This is a genomic window from Marivita sp. S6314, from assembly GCF_023015985.1.
GTDB lineage: Bacteria > Pseudomonadota > Alphaproteobacteria > Rhodobacterales > Rhodobacteraceae > Marivita.
In genome coordinates, this window is record NZ_JALKAO010000001.1 from 273,720 (window position 1) to 296,255 (window position 22,536).

Sequence of the window (22,536 nt, forward strand, 5' to 3'; positions counted from 1 at the left end):
CGCCACGGGCGCGCCGCCCCACTTGCGGTACCGGCGATTTGGTCCTACGGCTGAGCGCATGAGCACTCTGGACCACGCCCCGCAAGACGACCCTCGCGATCACAGCCGCGCCAAGCGCAACGTGATGGTGCTTGTCTGCGCGCAGGCCATTCTGGGGGCGCAGATGCCGATGCTGTTCACCGTCGGTGGGCTGGCGGGCCAGTCGCTGGCGTCCAACATCTGTTTTGCGACTTTGCCGATTTCGCTGATCGTTCTGGGATCCATGGTCACCGCGACGCCGATTTCCGCGTTCATGCAAAAATTCGGACGGCGCGCCGGTTTCGTGGTTGGCGCTATCGGCGGCGCGCTGGGCGGGGCGATCGGGGCCTACGGGCTTTACATCGCGTCCTTCCCGGTGTTCCTGCTGGGCAGTTTCCTGACCGGCATCTACATGTCGGCGCAAGGGTTTTACCGCTTTGCAGCGGCGGACACGGCGTCTGACACGTTTCGACCCAAGGCGATCTCTTATGTGATGGCGGGAGGACTGGCTGCGGCCATCATCGGTCCGCAGTTGGTGAAGGCCACGGCAGATGCCTATGTGGTACCGTTCCTTGGCACGTATCTCGCGGTGATCGTGTTGAATATCATCGGGTCCCTTTTGTTCTGGTTCCTTGATATTCCGACGCCCGACGCGCCGACCGAAGACACCCCGAAAGGCCGCACGCGGTGGGAGCTGTTGACCACGCCCCGGATCGCCGTCGCGATTATTTGCGGGATGGTGACCTACGCCTTGATGAACCTTGTCATGACCTCGACTCCGCTGGCGGTTGTGGGATGTGGCTTTACCGCCGGGAATGCCGCCGACATCGTTTCAGCGCACGTACTGGCGATGTTTGCGCCGTCCTTCTTTACCGGTCACCTGATCGTGCGCTTCGGCGTGGAAAAGATCGTCGCGACCGGTCTGGTCATTCTGGCCGCCGCCGGTGCTGTCGCGCTGCAAGGGGTTACGCTAGGCAACTTTTACATCGCGCTGATCCTGCTTGGATTTGGCTGGAATTTCGGCTTCATCGGCGCAACCGCGATGCTGACCGCGGCACATGAACCACATGAGCGCGGCCGCGTTCAGGGGATGAATGACGTGCTGGTCTTTGGTGGTGTGACCATCGCGTCGCTGGCCTCTGGCGGTTTGCTCAACTGCTCCGGCGGGTCCCCCGTGGAAGGCTGGAGCGCGGTGAACATGGCGATGGCGCCGTTCCTGATGTTGGCCGGCGGTGCCCTGATCTGGCTGATGTTGCGCCCCCGCGACGACCGGATCTAAAGCTAAAATTTGATCTGCTTTTCCGGGCATCGGTAAGATCGTTTTCAGATTTTCCGCAGATCAAGTGGGCATCTTTCACCAGAACGGTGCCTTTTATGATCGCCCTCCGCCTTGCTGTTTTGTCCTGTGTCCTTGGTTTGGCTGGCTGCCAGCATTACGACAAAGCCGCGCATTTTGCTGTCGGTGCCGCAGTGTCACATGTTGTTGCCACCCAGACGGACAACAAAGCGGCGGGATGTGCCGCCGCCATCGGGATCGGTGTCTTGAAAGAGGTGATCGACGATCACGCAGACCCGCTGGACATCCTCGCCACCGGACTTGGATGCTCGGTCGGCTATGCGTTCTGACGCGTTTTCACCACCGGCCCGTTGCGGCCTGCCACATCAGGCGTGCTTTCTTGGCGGCGTCAGACGTGCCCAGCGTGCCGTCTGCGACCCGACGTGGATCGGCGCGCACCTGTCGCAGGATCGGCGCGGCCTGCCACGCCGCCAGACATACCGGGCGGGCCGACGCAAGGATGCGCCCTCGCGATGCCCGCGCCTTGGCCAGCCGTGCAAGGCCGGTTTCAGCCAGATCACGCAGCGCATCTGTGCGCCCATCGACCAGCGGGATCCGGCCCTGTCGTTCAAGGTCCGGCACTGCGCGCAGAAACTGCGCAAGCCCGCTCGCATATCCAAGATCCACCAACGGGTCCGGCGATTGACCGCTCAGCGCTTGCGCCCCGGCCAGCAACAGCGACGCGGCGGTGTTTTCAAGATAGGCTGTGAACGCGTCCTGATCTTCGAACGGATCGCGGGTTGTGTCCCAAAGCCGGGCCGTGACAGCCTTTTGCAAATGCCGGGCCGCATCGGCATCCAGCGCATGCGCCAGCGATGTCACAACTTCGTGCCGCCGCACCAGACCACCTGCCGCGATTTCTTCCAACGCATCGGTCCACCATTGCAGGCGCATTTCCGCAATCAACGGCTCCTGCGTCACCCAAGGCGCGCGGGACACTTCGACATTGAAAGCATAGATCGGAAACAGGGTTTTTCGCGCCTCAACCGGGGCAGCCATGGTGGCCGCGAACCGGTCCGGATCGCCCCGTTCGACCAGTTGCGCGCAGGCGGTCAGATCCGCGTCAAAGCTCATGCCGGTCTCACCACCAGAAGCGCGTAAGCGATATGGTCGCGCGCAGCGCGCCACTGGGCTGCCTCCTTGGCGCATAGGTCCAAGGCTGCCATTAGCGCTGCAGATGGGTTTTGCGCCCGCAATTCCTCAATGCGCGCTGTCATGGGATCGTAATAGGCCTGCCACGGTGATCCGATGATCAGCCGTTCGCCTTCAATGACATAGCCCGCGTCTTGGACGCGTTTTTCGATCCCTTCGATGGCCGTGATCTGGGGATACTCGTCCCAGAAGGCGCGCACGGATTCGGGGCGTGGCCCGTCAAGCAGCACCGGTTCGGAAAACGCGACCGCTCCGGTGTCGGACAAAGCCTTCTTCCACAGGGTCAGCCCTTCGGTAACCCCCAGAAAATAGAGCGCGCCTGCGCACCAGATGACATCATATGGCCCACCCGGGGTGGACATATCCCCTTTGGTGATGGTCACCCGCGTGCCGAATTCGGCGACACGCCTTCGGGCCTCGTCAACGAAACCGCCGTGTTTTTCGATCCCGGTGATCTGCGCGTCCGGCAAGGCCTGCGCCAGCGTCACGGTGTCCGCGCCCGGCCCGCACCCCGCGTCCAGCACAGACACCGCCCCGGACAGACCAGCGACCTCCAGCGCCCAGTGCACATCCGCCGGTTCGCCCGGCCCTTCGCGCGGCAGGTCGCTATGGACGGTAAAGAACGCGTCCCAATCCATCAGGCGCTGTCCCGGATCAGTTTCCAGCGCACAGCGTCAAGCAGGGCTTCGAACGACGCGTCGATGATGTTGGCGCTGACCCCCACGGTGGCCCATCTGCGCCCCGACCCGTCTTCGCTGTCGATGATCACGCGCGTCACGGCTTCGGTGCCGCCTTGGGTGATGCGCACCTTGAAATCGACCAGACGCATATCGTCGATCATGTCCTGATACCGGCCAAGGTCTTTGGCCAGCGCCTTGGAGAGCGCGTTGACCGGGCCCCGGTCATTGCCAAGCTCATCCATGGATTCGCTGACCGACAGCTTCTTGTCGCCATCCACCTTGACGACGACCACCGCCTCGGACAGCGACACCATCTTGTTGTACTTGTTTTTGCGCCGTTCAACCGTCACCCGGTAGCGCTTGACCTCGAAGAAATCCGGCAACTGGCCCAGTTCTTCGCGCGCCAGCAGTTCAAAGCTGGCTTGCGCGGTGTCGTAGGAATAGCCTTCGGCCTCGCGCGCCTTGATCCGGTCCAGAATACGCGCCAGCGCCGGGTCCTTGTCGGCCACGTCGATCCCGGCCTCGGCCAGACGGCGGCGCAGATTGGACTGGCCTGCCTGATTGGACATCGGGATGATGCGGCGGTTGCCAACGCTTTTGGGGTCAATATGTTCGTAGGTCGTCGGGTCTTTCAGAATGGCACTGGCGTGCAGCCCTGCTTTATGGGCAAAGGCCGATGAGCCGACATAGGCGGATTGTTTGAAGGGCACGCGGTTCAGCACCTCGTCCAGCATCCGGCTGGTGCGGGTCATGCCTTCGAGCGCGTCCTGCATCACACCGGTTTCATAGGTGCTGGCGTAGGGTTCCTTGAGCAGCAACGTCGGGATAAGTGCCGTCAGGTTGGCATTGCCACAGCGTTCCCCCAACCCGTTCAGCGTACCTTGTACCTGGCGCGCGCCCGCATCCACCGCGGCCAGCGTTCCGGCCACGGCCATTTCGGTGTCATTGTGGGTGTGAATGCCCAGATGATCGCCCGGGATGCCCGCGTCGATGACGGCGGAGGTGATCGCGCCGATTTCAGTGGGCAAGGCACCACCATTGGTGTCGCACAGCACCACCCAGCGCGCGCCTGCGTCATAAGCGGCTTTGACACAGGTGAGCGTGTAGGCCGGATTGGCCTTGTAGCCGTCAAAGAAGTGTTCGGCGTCAAAAAGCGCCTCGCGGCCCTGCGCCACGATATGGGCGACAGAGGCGCGGATATTTTCGACGTTTTCGTCCAGCGTGATGCCAAGCGCGGCTGTCACGTGGAAATCATGGGTCTTGCCGACAAGGCACACCGCAGGGGTGTTGGCGTTCATCACCGCGGCCAGCACATCGTCGTTTTCGGCCGAGCGCCCCGCCCGCTTGGTCATGCCAAAGGCGGTCACGGTGGCGCGGGTCTGGCCCACCTCTTCGAAAAAAGCGCTGTCCGTGGGGTTCGCACCGGGCCAGCCGCCTTCGATATAATCAATGCCTAGCGCGTCGAGCGCCTCGACAATGCGGTGCTTTTCGGGGGTCGAGAATTGGACGCCCTGGGTTTGTTGCCCGTCGCGCAGGGTGGTGTCGTAGAGGTAGAGGCGGGTTTTTGTCATCGGTCGACCTTCGTGCAAAGGGCCGCGCCCGAGCCTGGGTGGGCGCATCTGTCGGTCGAACGGAACGAGACAGCGTCACGCTCATAATATTCGTTCGGAGCGCGCTGATAGCCAATGCGCCCTCCCGGGGGGAGGGTCGGGCGCGGCCCGGCGTGCCGCCGGGCCAGATGGTTCGTCGGTCGCGCCATCACACGCCCTCCAGTTTGCTTGGGTCAAAGCCCGAGGCAGGAACAAGCTCGACACCTGCCTTGGACATGCGCACTTCAACACCTGCTTTTGTCAGCGCGGTCTTCATCGCGTCCACGGAACTGAAGTCCTTGGTTTCCATCGCTTTGGCGCGCAAGCCCGCAAGTTTCGCGGCCAGTCCGGACAGATCGACGGTCAAAGCGTCCCAGCCCCCCAGATCGTCGGTCAAGAGACCCAACAGGCCAGCACCGGCCTTCAAAGACCGCAGGTCGCCGTCTGCCGCCAGACGATGAAGTTCCGTAATCGCACCTGCCGTGTTCAGATCATCCGACACCGCATCAACGATCGTCACCGGCACGTCACCCGGTTCAGTTTCAGCGGTCAGCGCGCGCCACTTGCGCAGTGTCGCTTCGGCCTCTTCCCGCTTCTTCTCGGTCCAATCCATCGGCTTGCGATAATGCGTCGACAGGAACACGAACCGGATCACCTCGCCCGGAACGCCCTGATCCAGCAGATCGCGAATGGTGAAGAAATTGCCGAGGCTTTTGGACATCTTCTTGCCTTCGACCTGCAACATCTCGTTGTGCAACCAATAGCGCGCAAAGCCGTGGCCTGCGCATTTGCTTTGCGCGATCTCGTTTTCATGGTGCGGGAACAATAGGTCGTTGCCGCCGCCGTGGATGTCAAACGCCTCGCCCAGCAATTCATGCGCCATGGCAGAGCATTCGATATGCCAGCCCGGACGCCCGCGGCCCCATGGGCTGGCCCATCCGGGCAAGTCGTCTGTTGAGGGTTTCCACAGAACAAAATCCATCGGGTTGCGTTTGTACGGGGCCACTTCGACCCGTGCGCCAGCGATCATGTCATCCACCGACCGGCCCGACAGCTTGCCATAGCCTTCCTTCCACGAGTCCACGGCAAAGAGCACATGGCCCTCGGCCTCATAAGCGTGGCCCTTGGCGATCAGGTCTTCGATAAACGCGACCATCTGGTCGATATACTGCGTCGCGCGGGGCATGTCGGTGGGGTCAAGCGCGCCGATGTCGCGCATGTCCTCAAGATACCAGGCGATGGTTTCGTCGGTGATGTCGCCAATCGAGCGCCCGCTGTCCGCCGCCCGTGCGTTGATCTTGTCATCGACATCGGTGAAATTGCGCACGTACCGCACGCGATCCGCACCGTAGACATGGCGCAGCAGGCGGAAGAGCACGTCGAACACGATCACAGGCCGCGCATTGCCGATATGGGCGCGGTCATAGACGGTCGGCCCGCAGACATACATCCGCACATTTTCCGGATCGAGAGGTTCAAACACCTCTTTGCTGCGGGTCGCCGTGTTGGTCAGGCGGATGGTCATAGGATCGTCCTCGCGGGCCAGTGTCGCGGCGGACGTATCAACTTCAGTTCGGTATGAAAATAGAAGACCGGTCCGCCAGTGGAATTAGCGGATAATGCAGCAAATGAGTGTTGCGATCTTGGTCATGGCGTTTGCATAGCCTGCGACGGGGCCTCCGGTCAAGACGGATGCGGATCTAACTGTCGTAGCTGACAAGTTCGTATTCCATCCCGTCCGGACCGTCGAAGTAAAACCGCCGACCGGGTTCGTAATCGGCGTGCAGATGCGGAAGGTAGCCCGCCGCGCGCACCGTGGCTTCTGCGGCGTCAAGATCATCCACCACCAAACCGATATGGTTCAGGCCCCGGTAATGCTTGTATTTCTGTACTCCGGCCAACATGTCATGCCCCGGTGAATACAGCGCGATGTAGCTGTCGCCGGACCCGACATGTACCGAATATCCCTTGTTTGGCGTTTCGCCTTCCCACCGGATCTCCCAGTCGAACAACCCCGTCAGCACTGCCGCCGTGGCCCGCGCATCCGGGACCGAGATGTTGATGTGTTCAAGCCGTGCCGTCATGGAGTGTTCCTTTTTTCATTGCGTTTCAATGGCATCACCTTACGATGTGAAGTGGGCTTTAGATCAAACGGAAAGAATGGCGCGTTATGAAAGCGTTGCGCACACGGGGGCTTGGCATCGGGCAGATTGCGGCGCGGACGGGCCTCGCCGTGTCGGCGATCCGGTACTACGAATCCGAAGGGCTGGTGACACCGGATCGGTCCCCCGGCGGTACCCGGCAGTTTGCGCGCTCTGACATCCGGCGATTGTCGTTTGTGATGATTGCACAGGGGCTGGGGTTTTCGATTGCCGAGATCCGCACCGCACTGGCCAGCCTGCCGGACAAGCGCACACCAACCAAATCGGACTGGGCGCGGCTCTCCGAAGACTTCCGCCAAGTGCTGGACGCGCGCATCGCACAGATGCAGGCGCTGCGCAGCCGGCTGGACGGCTGTATCGGCTGCGGGTGCCTGTCGCTCGACACCTGTGCGCTGTACAATTCCGAAGACCGGGCCGCGCAGCGCGGGGCCGGACCGCGTTACCTGATGGGCGAGTCGCCCGGTGTAGACTGAACCCGCACGGCGTGGCACTCTGCAACCATGACCCGCGCCATCGTCAATGCCATCTGCGCCACCTTCCCGGGTGCCGACCTGTCCGACCCGTGGGGCGGCGGGCATGACGCGTGGAAAGTGGGCGGCAAGATGTTTGCCTGTATCGGGATGGCCGATGATGGCGTGTCCGTCAAAACGCCCAGTATCGAGGACGCCGCGCTGCTGATCGACCTTGGTGTCGGCGAAAAGGCCCCGTATTTTCACCGCTCCTGGGTGCGATTGCCCTGGGGCACAGACGAAAACGAACTGCGCCACCGGTTGCGGGAAAGCTACCGGATCGTGCGCAGCGGCCTGACCAAGAAAGCACAGGCCGCCCTGCCCCCGTTGAACGACTGATCTGGACTTTGGTCCCGTGTCTCTGGCAGGACTGCGCCAAGCGGTTCGGAGAAGCACATGCCTGAATTATCACAGCGGATCACCGGCCTGAACGGCGGCGGATCAGACGGATGGGACGTGTTTTACCGCGCCCGCGCGATGGTTGATGCGGGTGAAGATGTCATTGAACTGACCATCGGCGAACATGACATCCGGACCGATCCGTCGATCCTCAACGCGATGTATGACAGCGCGCTGGGCGGGCATACGGGCTATGCAAGTGTTCCGGGTGTCAAAGCGTTGCGAGATGAAGTGGCCGCACGCGTGACCGCCCAAAGCGGCGTTGCAACAGGCCGCGACAACCTATTGATCACAACCGGCGGACAGGCCGCGCTTTTTGCGGCACATATGGCGGTGTGCGAACCGGGCGATGTGGCGGCGTTTATTGACCCCTATTACGCCACCTACCCCGGCGTGGTGCGGTCGGCTGGCGCGGTGCCGCGTCCGGTGCCCACGCGCGCCGACGTGGGCTTCCTGCCGGAACACGATGCGCTGGAGACCGCGTGTTCTGGTGCGAGGTCTTTGCTGATCAACACGCCCAACAATCCGACCGGGGCGGTTTACCCCCGCACCACGCTTGAGACGATTGCAGAGGTGATGCGCGCGCGCGACATGTGGCTGATCTCGGACGAGGTCTATGACACGCAGGTGTGGGACGGCGCGCACCTGTCGCCAAGGGCGTTGCCCGACATGCAGGACCGCACATTGGTGATCGGGTCAATGTCCAAAAGCCACGCGATGACCGGCAGTCGGATTGGCTGGGTCATTGGTCCGGAAGACGCCATCGCCGCGATGATCGACCTGGCCACCAACACCAATTACGGCGTGCCCGGCTACATCCAGGACGCAGCCCTGTTTGCATTGCAGTCAGGCACGGGTCTTGAGGTTCAGGTCGCCGCACCGTTCCTGCGCAGACGGGCGATTGCCGAACGTGTTCTTGGCGGACAAAACGTGGTGCGCGCCATTCCGGCGCAGGGCGCGATGTATGTCATGCTGGACATTCGTCAGACCGGCCTGTCCGGTGAGGCGTTCGCCAATGCGCTACTGGACGCACATCGCATTGCGGTCATGCCGGGCGAGAGTTTTGGCGCATCGGCGGCGGGACATTTGCGGGTTGCGATGACTGTGTCGGATGACCGTTTTGAAGCGGCGTTGCACAGCTTGTGCCGCTTTGCTGCGGGGCTGGCCAAGGCGGCCTGATGTCCGACCCTGTCTCCTCTATCCGCAACCTGGGACCGACGATGGATGAAGCCTGCGCCAGGGCCGGGATCCATTCAGCCGAAGAGGTGCGGAGCTTGGGGGCCGACGAGACCTACCGGCGGTTGCTGATGACCGGTGTCCGGCCGCATTTCATCGGGTACTACGTGCTGCATATGGGATTGCAGGGACGTCCTTGGAACGATTGCAAGGGTGACGAGAAAAAAGCACTGCGCACGTCGTTCGACGCGTTGAAAGCCGAGGTTGCGCGCCGGTCGGATGCGGCACCAGCCGGGATCGAACGGATGCTGGATAAAATCGGCGTCGGGACAAAAAGATAGGCCGGGCTGAAGCCCGGCCTACATGTTTGGATCGTGTTGCGGCTTAGCCGACCAGTTCGAGACCCGAAAAGAAAAACGCGATTTCTTCTGCGGCTGTTTCCGGCGCGTCAGAGCCGTGAACCGAGTTTTCGCCAACGGATTCGGCAAATTCGGCGCGGATCGTGCCGGGGGCTGCGTCTGCCGGGTTTGTGGCGCCCATGACTTCGCGGTTCTTGGCAATCGCGCCTTCCCCTTCGAGCACCTGAACGACAACCGGCTCGGACGCCATGAATTCGCACAGCTCGTCGTAGAACGGGCGTTCCGCGTGCACGGCGTAGAACTGGCCTGCCTGCGCTTTGGTCAGGTGAATGCGCTTTTGCGCGACAATGCGCAGACCGGCCTCTTCGAACTTGGCATTGATCTTGCCAGTCAGGTTGCGGCGGGTTGCGTCGGGTTTGATGATCGAGAATGTGCGTTCGAGGGCCATGGGTCGCTCCATTAGGTTGATGTGATTGCGCGCCCGTTAGCATGGGTGTTTTCCAATGAAAAGGTTGGACTTGGGGCTTTGCCCCCGGCGCTTTGCGCCTCCCCCAAGGTATTTTTGAAACAGAGAAGATATGGACGCTGGTTTGTTGAGAGTTGCATTGCTATGGGCGTGTCATGTTGAAAATTGAAGATATCACCTATGCCGTTGATGGACGGCCTTTGTTCGAAGGCGCGTCAGCGGTTATTCCGGATGGCCACAAGGTTGGTCTGGTCGGGCCGAACGGGGCTGGCAAGACGACGCTCTTTCGATTGATCCGGGGCGAGCTGTCGCTGGAGGGCGGCGCGATTTCCGTGCCGCGCGGGGCGCGGGTTGGCGGTGTCAGCCAGGAGGTGCCGGGATCCGAGGTCACGTTGCTGGATACGGTGCTTGCGGCGGATACCGAACGCGCGGCGTTGATGGCCGAAGCCGAAACCGCGACGGATGCGGGCCGGATTGCCGAAGTGCAGACGCGGCTGGCCGATATTGACGCGTGGTCCGCCGAAGCGCGCGCCGCGTCGATCCTCAAGGGTCTGGGGTTTGACGATGCGGAACAGCAGATGCCCTGCTCGGCCTTTTCCGGCGGCTGGCGGATGCGCGTGGCACTTGCGGGCATTCTGTTTGCGCAGCCGGACTTGCTGCTGCTGGACGAGCCGACCAACTATCTTGATCTCGAGGGCGCGCTTTGGCTGGAAAGCTATCTGGCGAAATACCCCTACACCGTGATCGTCATCAGCCACGACCGGGGTCTGTTGAACCGGGCGGTGGGGGCGATTCTGCATCTCGAAGATCGCAAACTCACGTTCTACCAAGGCCCCTACGATCAGTTTGCCCGCCAACGCGCGGAGCGGCGCGCGCAGGCCGCAGCGGTGGCCAAGAAGCAGGCGGCGCGGGTGGCGCATTTACAGTCTTTCGTGGACCGGTTCCGCGCCAAGGCCAGCAAGGCCAAGCAGGCGCAATCGCGGCTCAAGATGATCGAACGCATGGACATGGTCGCCGCCCCCGAAGAGATCGCCAAGCGGGTGTTCAGCTTTCCGCAACCGGACGAGCTGTCCCCGCCGATCATTCGCGTCGAAAACGGCGTGACCGGGTATGGCGATACCGAGGTGCTGCGCAAGCTGGACCTGCGGATTGATCAGGACGACCGCATCGCGCTTTTGGGCAAGAACGGTCAGGGCAAATCCACGCTGGCCAAATTGCTGTCCGACAGGTTGCCGTTGATGGCGGGGCGGATCACCCGGTCTTCCAAGCTGCGCATCGGGTTCTTTGCGCAGCATCAGGTCGACGAATTGCACGTGGATGAAACGCCGCTGGACCATTTGCGGCGGGTGCGCCCTGCCGAAATGCCACCGCGGCACCGGGCGCGGCTGGCCGGGTTCGGACTGATGGCGGATCAGGCGGACACGTTGGTGGGACGATTGTCGGGTGGACAAAAAGCGCGGTTGTCGCTGCTCTTGGCGACCATCGATGCGCCGCATCTGTTGATCCTTGATGAGCCGACCAACCACCTTGATATCGAAAGCCGGGAAGCGTTGGTCGAGGCACTGACGGCCTATTCGGGTGCGGTGATCCTTGTCAGCCATGACATGCATTTGCTGTCGATGGTGGCCGACCGTTTGTGGTTGGTCAAAGACGGCAACGTCACGCCCTACGAGGATGATCTTGACGCGTACCGCACGATGCTTCTGACCTCGGACAAGCCTGTCAAATCGCAAAAAGCCAAGCCCGCGCGCCCTGCCCGCCCCAGCCGCGATGCGATACAGGCGTTGCGATCCGAAGTGCGCAAATGCGAGGCGCGGGTCGAAAAGATCGAAGGCATGCGTGCGCAACTGGCCAAAAAACTGGCCGACCCGGCGCTTTATGAAAAAGCGCGCAAGGGGGAGCTGGAAACCTGGAACAAGAAATATGCCGAGGTGATGGAAGGGCTACACCGGGCGGAAGCGCTTTGGGAAGCGGCGGCTGAAAAACTGGACGCGGCTGAGGCGCGCTGATATCCTGCCTGCACCTTCGGAGGACCCTGCCAGTGATCAAGTGAGCGACCGATCCGCTTGAAAATCCGCGTGTTCGCGGCTGACTTTCCTTGATCAAAGGGTATCTTATGCAACCCCTCTATTATGATGTCGCGGTTTCGGCCGACGGCTATATCTGTGGTGTCAACGAAGACATTTCCAGATTTCCACAGTCCGGTCCCATCGTGGACGCCTATCTTGCGCGGCTGACGTCCTACGCCGTTGCGGTGATGGGTGCCGCAACTTACCAGTTTGGGCTGAACGTCGGCCTGCCGGCCGGTGCCAATCCCTATCCGATGATGCGCTCGGTCGTCTGTTCCAAGCACATGCAATTTCCGCAAAGCGCCGAAATCTCTGTGATCCGTGACAGGTCGGTTGAGGCTGTCGCAAAGCTGAGACGCGACTGTGACGGTCCGATCTACCTGTGCGGGGGCGGGCAACTGGCGGGATCGCTTTTGTCGGCCGGTCTGATCACGGCGCTGCGCTTGAAGCGGGCTCCGATCCTGTTGGGGGGCGGTGTCAGGCTGTTTGAAAACACCACATCAATGCCAGAGCTGCGCCTTGTCGATCAGACCGCCTATGAGGATGGGACACTTTATCAGGAGCTCTTGATACTCTGAGGGCTTGCTCTTGGCGTGCGGCGGTCCTAACGCTGGGCATATGGACGCCGCATTTCTCATCTCCGCTTTCGTGACCATGTTTGTCGTGATCGACCCGATTGGTCTGACGCCGATCTTCATCGCGCTGACACCCGGCATGACACCGGCACAGCGTCGCGCGATTGCGATCCGGACCACGGTGATCGCTGCAGCATTGCTGTTCCTTTTTGCCTTTCTGGGCGAACAGGTGCTGGGCTTTATCGGCATCTCGATGCCTGCGTTCCGCATTGCCGGGGGCATTTTGCTGTTTATCACCGCGCTCGACATGTTGTTCGAGCGGCGCACCAAGCGGCGCGAAGATCAGGCCGAGGCAGACGATGTGCCTGACCCGTCCGTGTTTCCCATGGCGATCCCGCTGATCGCCGGGCCGGGCGCGATTGCCTCTATCATTCTTTTGGCCGGTGAAGCCGAAGGCACGATCGGGATGGTGTCTGTTCTGGGCATGATGGTTGCGGTGCTTGTCCTGGTCTTCCTGTTTTTCCTGAGCGCGAGTGTGATCGAACGCGCTTTGGGCAAGACGGGAATCGTCGTGGTGACGCGGCTTTTGGGCATGTTGCTGGCGGCCTTGTCGGTTCAGTTTGTGCTGGATGGCATCCGCGGATTCGAGCTGGGTTTGGGCGGGTAATCATCCACGCCGCCTACACATGCGGCCTGCCTGACCCTACATATCACCTGAACGGGTGTTGAGGAGATCGCGATGACCAGCATGGATTACGGCAACCTTGCCTACCTGGTGTTGCTGGGCGCTGTTCTGGTGTTCTGGTTCTTTGTGCAGAACCGGCAAAGCCTGAACAAGACGTTGCAGCAAGGCGCGATTTGGGGGCTGATCTTCTTTGGTGTGATCGCGGTGGCGGGCCTGTGGGGCGACATCCGGCAAACCGTTGCGCCGCAACAGATGGTGATTGCGGAAAGTGGTCAGATCGAAGTGCCCCGTGGCCCGGATGGGCATTATTACCTGACCCTTGACATCAACGCTGAACCGGTCCGGTTCGTGGTGGATACCGGTGCCACCAGCATGGTTCTGACCAAGGAAGACGCCGCGCGGATCGGGCTGCGGGATGATGACATGATTTTCTATTCCGAAGCGATGACCGCTAACGGACCGGTCCGAACCGCCCCCGTGCGATTGGAGGATGTGGCGCTTGGGCCGTTCCATGACCGGGATGTCAGGGCCTTTGTGAACGAGGGCGAGATGTCGAAATCCCTGCTGGGGATGGACTATCTGAGCCGTTTCAACCGTCTGGAAATCGCCGATGGACGGCTGATTCTGGAACGATAAACTCACCTATTCTGGGGGGTTGGCGGCATCGGGAGCATCGTCTAACGTGCCATAAACCTTTGACAGGAGGCTTATGCGCCATTCGCTGCCCATCGCGCCGCAGTTTTATGTGACGGCTCCGCAACCCTGCCCGTACTTGCCCGGACGCATGGAGCGGAAACTGTTTACCGCATTGCAAGGCGAACATGCGGACAAGCTGAACAACAGCCTGTCCAAGCAGGGATTCCGCCGGTCGCAAAACGTGCTGTACCGTCCGTCCTGTTCCGATTGCGCGGCCTGCATGTCGGCGCGGATTGACGTGAATGCGTTCCGGATGTCGAAAAGCCAAAAACGCACCGCCAAGCGGAACCTGCACCTGCGGCGCCGCGCGTCGAGCGCGTGGGCGTCCGAAGAACAGTACGAGCTGTTTCGCACCTATCTTGATGCGCGCCATGCGGATGGCGGGATGGCGGATATGGATGTGTTCGATTTTGCCGCCATGGTCGAAGAGACGCCGATCCGGTCGCGGGTGATCGAATACACCGTGAAAGAAACGCGCGCCCTAGAGGCCGTGTGCCTGACCGATGTGCTCGAAGACGGGTTGAGCATGGTGTATTCGTTTTACACACCCGATGCCCCTGCCCGCAGCCTTGGCACCTACATGATCCTCGATCACATCAAGATCGCGCAGGAAGCGGGCCTTCCTTACGTCTACCTAGGCTACTGGGTGCCGGGCAGCGCGAAGATGGGGTACAAGGCGTCGTTTTCCGGGCTTGAGATTTACCGTCAGGGCAGATGGGAAACGTTCAAGGCCCCGGACGCTTATTCGGCCGACACGCATCCTTTGTCCACCGATCCAATTGCGGAACAGGTGGCCAATATCTCGCTGCCTGATTTGCGCTGTCCCTGACATCATCGCGTCTACGGTCGTCGTGTGTCTTTCCGACGGCGCGGAACGATCTGCGCTTCATTGCGTTCAACTGGAGAACCAGATGAAGGAGATCGACATGGCTGAGAGAGACAAACTTGTTCTACCGATTGCAAAGCTCGCACGCGACAACGACCAGTTCCGCGAGGTGATCTGGACCGGTGACGAAACCCAACTGGTGCTGATGGCCATCCCGGAAGGCGGTGAAATCGGTGGCGAAACCCATGAGGGCCACGATCAGCTGCTGTATTTCGTTGACGGCATGGGCAAAGCCAAGATCGGCGATGACGAGATGGACGTGTCCGCCGGGGATGTCGCGATTGTGCCATCTGGCAAATACCACAATTTCAAGAATGTCGGCACCGGCATGCTGCGCCTTTACACGACCTATTCCCCACCCGAACACGAGGCGGGCACCGAACACGACACCAAAGAAGAAGCGGACGCATCTTAAGCGTCGGCACCTTCCAATAAAAAAGGCCGCTTGGAGCAAGCGGCCTTTTATCGTTTGAGTGCTTGAGATTACGGGATCAGATCCGGAATGAACGTGACGATCCCCGGGAAGGTCCATAGCAATGCAAGTCCAACCACCTGAATGCCCACGAACGGGATGATGCCGCGATAGATGTGGCCGGTGGTGACCTCTTTTGGGGCGACCCCGCGCAAGTAGAACAGCGCAAAGCCAAAGGGCGGTGTCAGGAACGAGGTCTGCAGGTTCACCGCGATCATGATGGTGACCCATTTCGGGTCAAACGACCCGCCATAGATCACCGGCCCGACAATGGGCACCACGATGTAGATGATCTCAAGGAAATCGAGCACGAAGCCCAGAACGAACAGCACCAGCATCACGATCAGGAAGACCTTGAACTCGTTGTCAAAGCTCTTGAGGAACTGCTGGATGTAATGTTCGCCCCCAAACGAGATCACCACAAGGTTCAGAAGCTGCGACGCGATCAGGATGGTAAAGACCATGCTGGTCACTTTTGCCGTCTCTCGCACAGCCGGGCTGAGCACGCCTGACTTGAACAGAACCCAGCAGCTGTAAAGCAGGCCGAAGAACGCGTACAAATAGGCCGCGTAGGCCGCGAGGAAGCCGATCCAGCTTTCCGTGCTGACCTCATCAAGGTTGATGCGCAGGTCAAAGTTCACGCCAATCAGGATCATGATCGCAACCGCAAAGGTGGAGTTGATGATGATCTTGCCGGATTTGTCCTGCTCTTTCAGCTTACGGTAGGCCGCGAGCATGATTGCGCCCGCTGCACCCAGGGCTGCGGCCGGTGTCGGGTTGGTGATCCCGCCAAGGATTGACCCAAGCACCGCCACGATCAGGATCAGCGGTGGGAAGACAACGCGGATCAGTTCGTTCTTGGACAGAAGCTTGACCGCATAGGTCGCCCCCCATAGCGCGATGGCCGATGGGATCGCCATCAGGGCAACGGTGGCCAGCGCGGATGTCGTTGGCGTGATGGCGATGATGTCGACAAGCAACAACAGCACCAAACCACCTGCGCCAATGATCATTGGACGCGGATCGGAACTGGGGGAAACACCCCGAGCGAAGGTCAAGACCAGCCCAACCAGCACCGCGAGGATCGCCATGCCGGTCCCGATTGGGGCGGCGTTTCCGATCTTGGCCGCGATGGCGGCGGTCAGTTCGTCTTCGGTCAGGCGTTCGCTTTGCGCCTGCCCACCGGCATCATCAATCGCCTGCTGTTCCGCGACGGCGGTGTCCCACGCCTCTTGACCGTGCAGTTCGATCATCGAGGCCTGACACTGTTCGCCCACATTGGTGCGCAGGCTGGCCGCGTCGCCGATATCGGAGAAGCTGTCCACCTGCGTGGATTGCGATCCGACCACGTTGACCTGCCCCAGCAGGATCGTGCCCGCGATCAACGCAATCGGCACGAACATGAACCAAGTCAGCGCTTCGCCGCGGGTGACCGGTTCGGCATTTGTCGATCCCAGCTCCACGGGAGGCGCCTTGGACGGGTTGAGCATCGCAAAGCCAAAGGCGTAGGCCGCGTAGAGCCCCGCCAGCATGATGCCCGGCAACAAAGCCGCTTGAAACAGCGTGCCGACCGACACAACCGCCGGTTCCCCAAGGAAGGTCAAGGCGTCGGTACAGCCCGCAAGCTGGGCGCGGTTTTCCTGCGCGGCGGAATACAGATCACCTGCCAGTGTGCCCAGAAGAACGATCACGATGGACGGTGGAATGATCTGCCCCAACGTCCCCGACGCGGCGATCACACCTGTCGCCAGTTCCGGCGAATAGTTGTTGCGCAGCATCGTCGGAAGGGCCAGCAGGCCCATCGTCACAACTGTCGCGCCGACAATCCCGGTCGAGGCCGCAAGAAACGCGCCCACCACCACGATGGATACGGCCAGACCGCCCGGCAGCGGGCCAAAGACCCGCGCCATGGTTGTCAGAAGATCGTTCGCGATCTTGGAGCGTTCCAGCACAATGCCCATCAGAACGAACATCAGAACCGCCAGCAGCGTCTCGATCGACTGGCCCGCAAGCACACGTTCGTTGATGCGGTTCACAATGAACGACACGTTCCGGTCAAGCGCCACTTCCCAGCCCTGCGGGAACACCGGTTCTTCGATGCGCGGCAAGTCCGGATTTCGAAAAATGGAAATCGCGTTGGGGTTCATTCCATCTGACACAAGCTGCGCATAGGCGGCCGAACCGGTGTCGATGGCCTGGTGGATCAGCAAACCCGCACTGTCGAGCGCGGCGATGATCCCGAAGGAAATGGCCCCTGCCCCGGCGATGGCAAACGCCACCGGGAACCCGGACAGGATTGCCGAAAAGAGCGTGAGAAAGACGATGATCAGTCCGACCTCGACGCCATCAAGTCCAAAAAGCATGACTGTCTCCGCCCTTAAAATTCTGCGTGATCGTAGGGTTCTTCACCCTGTTCGAGCACATCTTTGTCATGGTATTTGCCAACGCTCTCTTCGCCCTCTTTCCATTCAAGGAAGGACCGGTAGAAGAACGCCACGGCTTGCAGGAAGATCAGGCCACACATGATGACCAGCAGAACCTTGAACAGGAAATACCCGTTAAAGCCCGAGGGGCTGAAACCGATGGTTTCCACGTTCCAGCGCAGAGCACGGGCTTTGTTGATCAGCCTGTCCAGATCTTCCGAGGCAGAGGGTTTCGGCACGATCAGGTGCCGCCACATGAAGAACCACGCGTAGAGCCAGATCAGCACCGCCATGGGCATCATGAAGATGATGCTGCCCACCATGTCGATCACCCGCTTGGTGCGGTGCGACACGGCGGAATAGATCAGGTCAACGCGCACATGTCCGCCCTGCACAAAGGTATATGTCAGGCAAAGTGTAACCACCAAGGCGTTGTAAAGCTTGAGCTCTTCCGCCCACCACGAAATATCGAACGCGACGGGGATGCCGAACCCCATCGAAATGTCGGGACGGGTAAAAATCCGTTGCATGAAGACGATGACCACCTGTTGGATCACCATCAGCAGACCGGCCCAGGCGAAGAAGCGGCCAATCGTGTTGGCCATACCTTCCAGCCCGCGGACACAGGCCCACATGAATTCGTTTCGCCATAAACCGATGGCCGTGACGATCAGGAATGTCGTGAAGACGACGAAGAAAAATTCGACTGATCCGCCGTAATAGACGAACCGCATGATGGATTGTTTGTCGCTCCAATCAAGCCAGAGCTGCGGATGCGTGATCGCGTAGCCGAAATTGTAAAATGACGCCGCGATGTTCTGCAGCACCCAGACAATCCCGCTCCCCAGTGCCGCTAAGGCTGAGCCAAAGCTGACCGCGTGGACCTCTTCCATGGTGTTCCCCCGTTCTTCACGTGACGCGCCGTCGCAAGGCGGCATCCGTAATTGGGCGTTATACGCCAATGAGGGTCCCTGCCGTGCAGGAACCCCCGATCTTTATTGTCGCACGGGACCGTTTTACTGGCCCAGAACGCGAACGCGCTGCGCGACGTAGTAGCCATCGGACTTGTTGATCCAGGACGCGGAGGTTGCGAGGCTTTCCTCGAACGAGCCACGGATCTTGGCGAAGAGGTCATCGCCCATGTTTTCATCCATGACTTCCTTGGACGCCGCGCCGAACGCATCCCAGACATCGTCAGAGAACTGAAGCGTCTTGACGCCCTGCGACTGCAGGCGCGCCAGCGCCGCACCGTTGTTTGCAAGGGTCTCGGACAGCTGGATCTGCGTGGTCGCCATGGAGGCGTAGCGCAGGATCGCCTTGTGCTGGTCGCTGAGTTCGTTCCAGACATCCAGGTTGACCGAAGATGCCAGCGCCGATCCCGGCTCATGGAAGCCAGCAGTGTAGTAGACTTTCGCCACTTCCTGGAACCCGGCGCGTTCGTCAGCCATCGGGCCAACCCATTCCAGACCGTCCAGAGCACCGGACGACAGCGCCTGATAGAGTTCACCACCCGGGATGTTCTGAACCGATGCACCCATGCGTGTCAGAACCTGACCGCCAAGGCCCGGCATCCGGAACTTCAGACCGTTGAAGTCGTCAGCGGAAGTGATTTCGTTGCGGAACCAGCCACCTGACTGCGACCCGGAGTTCCCGGCCAGCAAGCCCTTGAGGTTGAAGATCGAGCCCAGTTCATCATGCAGTTCTTCACCACCGCCATGGTAGTACCAGTTGCTGACTTCCTGCGCGGTGCCACCAAACGGCACGGCGGTGAAATAGGCATAACCCGGGTGCTGACCGATGAAGTAGTAATCCGCCGAGTGATAGAGGTCGGCCTGACCGGAGGACACAGCGTCGAAGACTTCGAACGCGCCCACCAATTCGCCCGGTGCTTTCTTGTCGATGACGAGGCTGCCACCGGACATTTCGCGCACCATGGTTTCAAAATATGTGGCGGCGTCATCAAGAACCGCGAAACCGCGCGGCCAGGATGTGACCATTGTCAGTGTCCGTGTGGACTGAGCGACCAGTGGTGTGGCCAGAGTGGTTGCCGCGGCAGCACCTGCCCCAACTGTAGACGCCCGTAGGAATGAACGACGATCCATGTATTTCCTCCCCTTGAATTGGATGCGCAAAAGCAGCCAGCCCGCTATTTGCGCGGATCGTTAAGTAGGTCGGAAATTACAGAGACGCGGACAGGAGGAGAATACCCAGTCCTACGGAGGTTTGTCGAAAAATGGCCGCAAATCGCGGGAAAAGTGAACGGGATATGGCGGCTGACCGCACATCGCGGCTTTGATTCGGAGTGCCCGTGGGGTAGCGGTCTGTCATGGCATGGAGTGTACACCGCCTTCGGATCACCAACGGGCAGAAGCTGTTTCTTCTGGCGTCGGTGCCGCTGATCCTGTCCGCCGCCGCGATTGCGTGGCTGGTGGCAAGTCAGGCGCGTGCGATGGCTGACCGCGAAATTGCGGTGCTTGAGGATCAGCTTATCGAAGCCAAGAAACGCGAGCTGCGGAACTATGTCACGCAGGCGCGCAACGGGTTCTATTTCATCTACGGCTCTGCAGAACCGGATGATCAGGACGCCCGCAACCAGGTGGCCCAAATCCTGAGCGCGATGATCTACGGCGATGAAGGGTTCTTTTTCGTCTACGACTATGATGGCACAAATCTTGTTAGTCCGCGCCAGACCGATCTGATCAACAAGAACTGGATTCATCTTGAAGATGGCGACGGAACCAAGGTTGTTCAGGAATTCATTGCCACCGCCCGGTCCGGTGCCGGGTATGTCGAGCATCTGTGGCCCAAGCCATCCACCGGGCAAGAGGCGCGGATGATCACCTATGTCACGTCCTTTCCCAGTTGGCGTTGGGCCGTTGGCACGGGCGTGTTCATTGATGACGTCGTCGCCTCGGTTGCCGCCGCGCGGGCCGAAGTCGAGGCGCGCGTGCAGCAGACCTTTGTCTATATCTCGGCCATCACACTGGCGGCCCTGCTTATGGTGTTCCTGACCGGGGTGTTTTTGAACGTACGTGAACGTAAACTGGCGGATGCCAAACTTCGCGAACTGGCCCAGCGGGTTCTGGACACGCAGGAAGAAGAGCGCGGGCGCGTAGCGCGGGAACTGCATGACGGGATCAGCCAGATCCTTGTGGGTGTGAAATACGCGCTGGACGTTGCTTTGCGCCGGGCGCGCAAGGGCGATCCAACGGCAACCGAGCCGTTGGAGAAAGGCATCGACAACCTGAACACCGCCATCACCGAGGTGCGCCGCATCAGCCGCGATCTGCGGCCGGGCGTTCTGGACGATCTGGGGCTTGGGCCCGCGATCAAATCCCTGAGCGAGGATTTCCGCGCCCGCACCGGCATTGAAACAGTGTTTGACACCGTCGTGTTCCGCAACCGGCTTGACCAGAACGCCAAGATCGCGCTCTACCGCATCGCGCAGGAAGCGCTGACCAATGTTGAACGTCACGCCAAGGCGACCCGTGTGATGATTGATCTGCGCGGACATCGCGATGGTGCAACCCTGCGCATTCAGGATGACGGGCGCGGGATCGAAAGCAAGGATGCCCGCATCCGCGACGGGATTGGCCTGCGCAACATGCAGGAACGGATCGACCAACTGGGTGGAACGCTGCGAATCTTGTCTTCGCCAGAGGGCACCAGTATCGAAGCGGATGTGCCTTTAACCCACATGCTGCCGCCCGAAGACCGGAAGCAGTCCAAACTGACCGAGGCCCCGGTATGAGCGCCCGTATTCGCGTCGTTGTTGTTGATGATCACCCCATGGTCGCCGAAGGGATCGAAGCGATCCTCGACGGGTATGACGATATTGATGTGCTGGCCACGCTGGGCGACGGTCAGGCCCTGATTGACCAGCTTGAAACACTGGCCCCGGACGTGGTGCTGATGGATCTGAACATGCCGGGACTGAACGGCTTGTCAACAACCGAGATCGTGCTGGAACGTCGACCGGAAACCCGTGTTCTGGTCCTGTCGATGCATGACACACCGGAATATATCTCAACCGCTTTGGGCCACGGGGCCAAGGGGTATGTGCTGAAAGATGTTCCGACGGAAGAAATCAAGAACGCCATCGACGCGGTGATGCGCGGCGAACAATACTTGTGCACCGGCGCCGAAGGGGCGCTGACACCTGCCGATGGCGTCGGGCGCGAGCAACTGACGAACCGGGAGCAGACGATCCTGTTGGAGCTTGCTCAGGGTAAATCAAATAAAGAGGTCGCCCTGACGCTGGATATCTCGGTGCGTACCGTGGAAACACATCGCAAGAACATCAAACGCAAGCTAGGGATCAGTTCCACCGCTGGCCTGACGCGTTACGCGCTGGAACATGGCGTGTTGCAAGGGACCGGCGTGAACAGCTAGGCGCAGCCTAAACGTCCAAACCCGTTTTCGCGGAGTCACAGTCGAACACTTTATAGACTGTAGCTTTAAAGATCATCACCGGGCCGTCATGGGCCTTCTGCCCCAATGCTGCACTGGTGATCTGGGTTGAATATGTGCTCGTGGGATTGATCACCGCGGCAAGACCCAAAGCCAACATCAGCACTGTGGCATGCAACATGGAAAAAGATCCGGTGCGTATCCGCTGTTTGCCAATCATGAGACCCTCCAGAGGCGCTGCAATCTGAACTGCTTGGTTTAGTTTATCGGCGCGATCCGCTCACATGCAATTCACAACTCCGCGCGCAGATGCACAGCAGATGTTTGTCGCACCCAAATTTGGCGCGCTTTACGCGTTTTTCCCTGTCGATTTACCGATAGTTTCAATCGCAAACCCGTGATGCGCAACAAATGGCAATTTTTTCTGCTTTCAAAGTTCTTTTTTCGCGCGTTTGCATGTTGACGCCCGTTCCG

General features: G+C 60.4%; 24 protein-coding genes. 14 read left to right on the top strand and 10 right to left on the bottom strand.

The window, feature by feature from the left end; genetic code table 11:
• The first annotated feature begins 58 nt into the window (after positions 1 to 58).
• The gene (locus MWU54_RS01325) at positions 59 to 1,297 is read left to right on the top strand and encodes an MFS transporter (protein WP_247080242.1); all 1,239 of its coding nucleotides are present in this window, start codon (positions 59 to 61) and stop codon (positions 1,295 to 1,297) included.
• A gap of 95 nt (positions 1,298 to 1,392) precedes the next feature.
• On the top strand, positions 1,393 to 1,644 hold the full coding sequence (locus MWU54_RS01330) for a hypothetical protein (RefSeq protein ID WP_247080244.1): 252 nt from the start codon (positions 1,393 to 1,395) through the stop codon (positions 1,642 to 1,644).
• Between the two features lie 7 nt (positions 1,645 to 1,651).
• Here MWU54_RS01330 and MWU54_RS01335 read toward each other — a convergent pair whose 3' ends face one another.
• The 5 genes from MWU54_RS01335 to MWU54_RS01355 all read right to left on the bottom strand — a co-directional run bounded on the left by MWU54_RS01335 (position 1,652) and on the right by MWU54_RS01355 (position 6,859).
• Positions 1,652 to 2,428, bottom strand: coding sequence for a squalene/phytoene synthase family protein (locus MWU54_RS01335; RefSeq protein ID WP_247080246.1), 777 nt, complete (start codon positions 2,426 to 2,428; stop codon positions 1,652 to 1,654).
• Positions 2,425 to 3,144, bottom strand: a complete 720-nt coding sequence (locus tag MWU54_RS01340) for a class I SAM-dependent methyltransferase (protein WP_247080248.1) — start codon at positions 3,142 to 3,144, stop codon at positions 2,425 to 2,427. The genes MWU54_RS01335 and MWU54_RS01340 overlap by 4 nt, the downstream gene beginning before the upstream one ends.
• Positions 3,144 to 4,757, bottom strand: coding sequence for a citramalate synthase (gene cimA, locus MWU54_RS01345; protein WP_247080250.1), 1,614 nt, complete (start codon positions 4,755 to 4,757; stop codon positions 3,144 to 3,146). Before cimA ends, MWU54_RS01340 begins: the two co-directional genes overlap by 1 nt.
• Positions 4,758 to 4,944: 187 nt before the next feature.
• Positions 4,945 to 6,300, bottom strand: coding sequence for a cysteine--tRNA ligase (gene cysS, locus MWU54_RS01350; RefSeq protein ID WP_247080252.1), 1,356 nt, complete (start codon positions 6,298 to 6,300; stop codon positions 4,945 to 4,947).
• Between the two features lie 175 nt (positions 6,301 to 6,475).
• A complete protein-coding gene (locus MWU54_RS01355; protein ID WP_247080254.1) occupies positions 6,476 to 6,859 on the bottom strand; it encodes a VOC family protein in 384 nt (127 codons plus the stop codon).
• 86 nt (positions 6,860 to 6,945) lie between these two features.
• Between MWU54_RS01355 and soxR the strand changes: the two genes are divergently transcribed.
• Genes soxR through MWU54_RS01375 form a run of 4 tightly spaced genes read left to right on the top strand, consistent with a single transcriptional unit; the run spans position 6,946 to position 9,362 of the window.
• Entirely contained in the window at positions 6,946 to 7,410 is a 465-nt protein-coding gene (soxR, locus tag MWU54_RS01360; RefSeq protein WP_247080256.1) for a redox-sensitive transcriptional activator SoxR, read from the top strand.
• 27 nt (positions 7,411 to 7,437) lie between these two features.
• Positions 7,438 to 7,785, top strand: coding sequence for an MmcQ/YjbR family DNA-binding protein (locus MWU54_RS01365; protein WP_247080258.1), 348 nt, complete (start codon positions 7,438 to 7,440; stop codon positions 7,783 to 7,785).
• 57 nt (positions 7,786 to 7,842) lie between these two features.
• Complete coding sequence (locus MWU54_RS01370; RefSeq protein WP_247080260.1) at positions 7,843 to 9,024, top strand: pyridoxal phosphate-dependent aminotransferase; 1,182 nt, start codon at positions 7,843 to 7,845, stop codon at positions 9,022 to 9,024.
• Complete coding sequence (locus tag MWU54_RS01375) at positions 9,024 to 9,362, top strand: TfoX/Sxy family DNA transformation protein (protein WP_247080262.1); 339 nt, start codon at positions 9,024 to 9,026, stop codon at positions 9,360 to 9,362. The genes MWU54_RS01370 and MWU54_RS01375 overlap by 1 nt, the downstream gene beginning before the upstream one ends.
• Positions 9,363 to 9,405: 43 nt before the next feature.
• On the opposite strand, the gene ndk is transcribed toward MWU54_RS01375, so the two are convergent.
• Positions 9,406 to 9,828 (bottom strand): nucleoside-diphosphate kinase, encoded by a 423-nt coding sequence (gene ndk, locus MWU54_RS01380; RefSeq protein WP_247080264.1) that lies wholly within the window; start codon positions 9,826 to 9,828, stop codon positions 9,406 to 9,408.
• A gap of 173 nt (positions 9,829 to 10,001) precedes the next feature.
• Between ndk and MWU54_RS01385 the strand changes: the two genes are divergently transcribed.
• The 6 genes from MWU54_RS01385 (at position 10,002) to MWU54_RS01410 (ending at position 15,172) form a co-directional block, all read left to right on the top strand.
• Positions 10,002 to 11,855: an ABC-F family ATP-binding cassette domain-containing protein gene (locus tag MWU54_RS01385; RefSeq protein WP_247080266.1), complete on the top strand. Its 1,854-nt coding sequence runs from the start codon at positions 10,002 to 10,004 to the stop codon at positions 11,853 to 11,855.
• 107 nt (positions 11,856 to 11,962) lie between these two features.
• On the top strand, positions 11,963 to 12,493 hold the full coding sequence (locus tag MWU54_RS01390) for a dihydrofolate reductase family protein (protein WP_247080268.1): 531 nt from the start codon (positions 11,963 to 11,965) through the stop codon (positions 12,491 to 12,493).
• Positions 12,494 to 12,533: 40 nt separating this feature from the next.
• Positions 12,534 to 13,157, top strand: a complete 624-nt coding sequence (locus MWU54_RS01395; RefSeq protein ID WP_247080270.1) for a MarC family protein — start codon at positions 12,534 to 12,536, stop codon at positions 13,155 to 13,157.
• 72 nt (positions 13,158 to 13,229) lie between these two features.
• A complete protein-coding gene (locus MWU54_RS01400) occupies positions 13,230 to 13,811 on the top strand; it encodes a TIGR02281 family clan AA aspartic protease (protein WP_247080272.1) in 582 nt (193 codons plus the stop codon).
• Between the two features lie 73 nt (positions 13,812 to 13,884).
• Entirely contained in the window at positions 13,885 to 14,700 is an 816-nt protein-coding gene (locus MWU54_RS01405; protein WP_247080274.1) for an arginyltransferase, read from the top strand.
• 97 nt (positions 14,701 to 14,797) lie between these two features.
• The gene (locus MWU54_RS01410; protein WP_247080275.1) at positions 14,798 to 15,172 is read left to right on the top strand and encodes a cupin domain-containing protein; all 375 of its coding nucleotides are present in this window, start codon (positions 14,798 to 14,800) and stop codon (positions 15,170 to 15,172) included.
• Positions 15,173 to 15,240: 68 nt separating this feature from the next.
• Here MWU54_RS01410 and MWU54_RS01415 read toward each other — a convergent pair whose 3' ends face one another.
• From MWU54_RS01415 to MWU54_RS01425, 3 genes are all read right to left on the bottom strand, one after another.
• On the bottom strand, positions 15,241 to 17,592 hold the full coding sequence (locus MWU54_RS01415; RefSeq protein ID WP_247080276.1) for a TRAP transporter large permease subunit: 2,352 nt from the start codon (positions 17,590 to 17,592) through the stop codon (positions 15,241 to 15,243).
• 14 nt (positions 17,593 to 17,606) lie between these two features.
• Positions 17,607 to 18,545, bottom strand: a complete 939-nt coding sequence (locus MWU54_RS01420; RefSeq protein ID WP_247080277.1) for a TRAP transporter small permease subunit — start codon at positions 18,543 to 18,545, stop codon at positions 17,607 to 17,609.
• A gap of 123 nt (positions 18,546 to 18,668) precedes the next feature.
• Complete coding sequence (locus MWU54_RS01425) at positions 18,669 to 19,754, bottom strand: TRAP transporter substrate-binding protein (protein ID WP_247080278.1); 1,086 nt, start codon at positions 19,752 to 19,754, stop codon at positions 18,669 to 18,671.
• Between the two features lie 224 nt (positions 19,755 to 19,978).
• Between MWU54_RS01425 and MWU54_RS01430 the strand changes: the two genes are divergently transcribed.
• Both MWU54_RS01430 and MWU54_RS01435 read left to right on the top strand, forming a co-directional pair.
• Positions 19,979 to 21,403 carry a cache domain-containing protein gene (locus MWU54_RS01430; RefSeq protein ID WP_247080279.1) on the top strand — a complete coding sequence of 475 codons (1,425 nt, stop codon included), beginning with the start codon at positions 19,979 to 19,981 and terminating at the stop codon, positions 21,401 to 21,403.
• The gene (locus tag MWU54_RS01435; protein ID WP_247080280.1) at positions 21,400 to 22,044 is read left to right on the top strand and encodes a response regulator transcription factor; all 645 of its coding nucleotides are present in this window, start codon (positions 21,400 to 21,402) and stop codon (positions 22,042 to 22,044) included. Before MWU54_RS01430 ends, MWU54_RS01435 begins: the two co-directional genes overlap by 4 nt.
• A gap of 7 nt (positions 22,045 to 22,051) precedes the next feature.
• Here the strand turns inward: MWU54_RS01435 and MWU54_RS01440 are convergent, their stop codons facing one another.
• Positions 22,052 to 22,282 carry a hypothetical protein gene (locus MWU54_RS01440; RefSeq protein WP_247080281.1) on the bottom strand — a complete coding sequence of 77 codons (231 nt, stop codon included), beginning with the start codon at positions 22,280 to 22,282 and terminating at the stop codon, positions 22,052 to 22,054.
• Between the last annotated feature and the right edge of the window lie 254 nt (positions 22,283 to 22,536).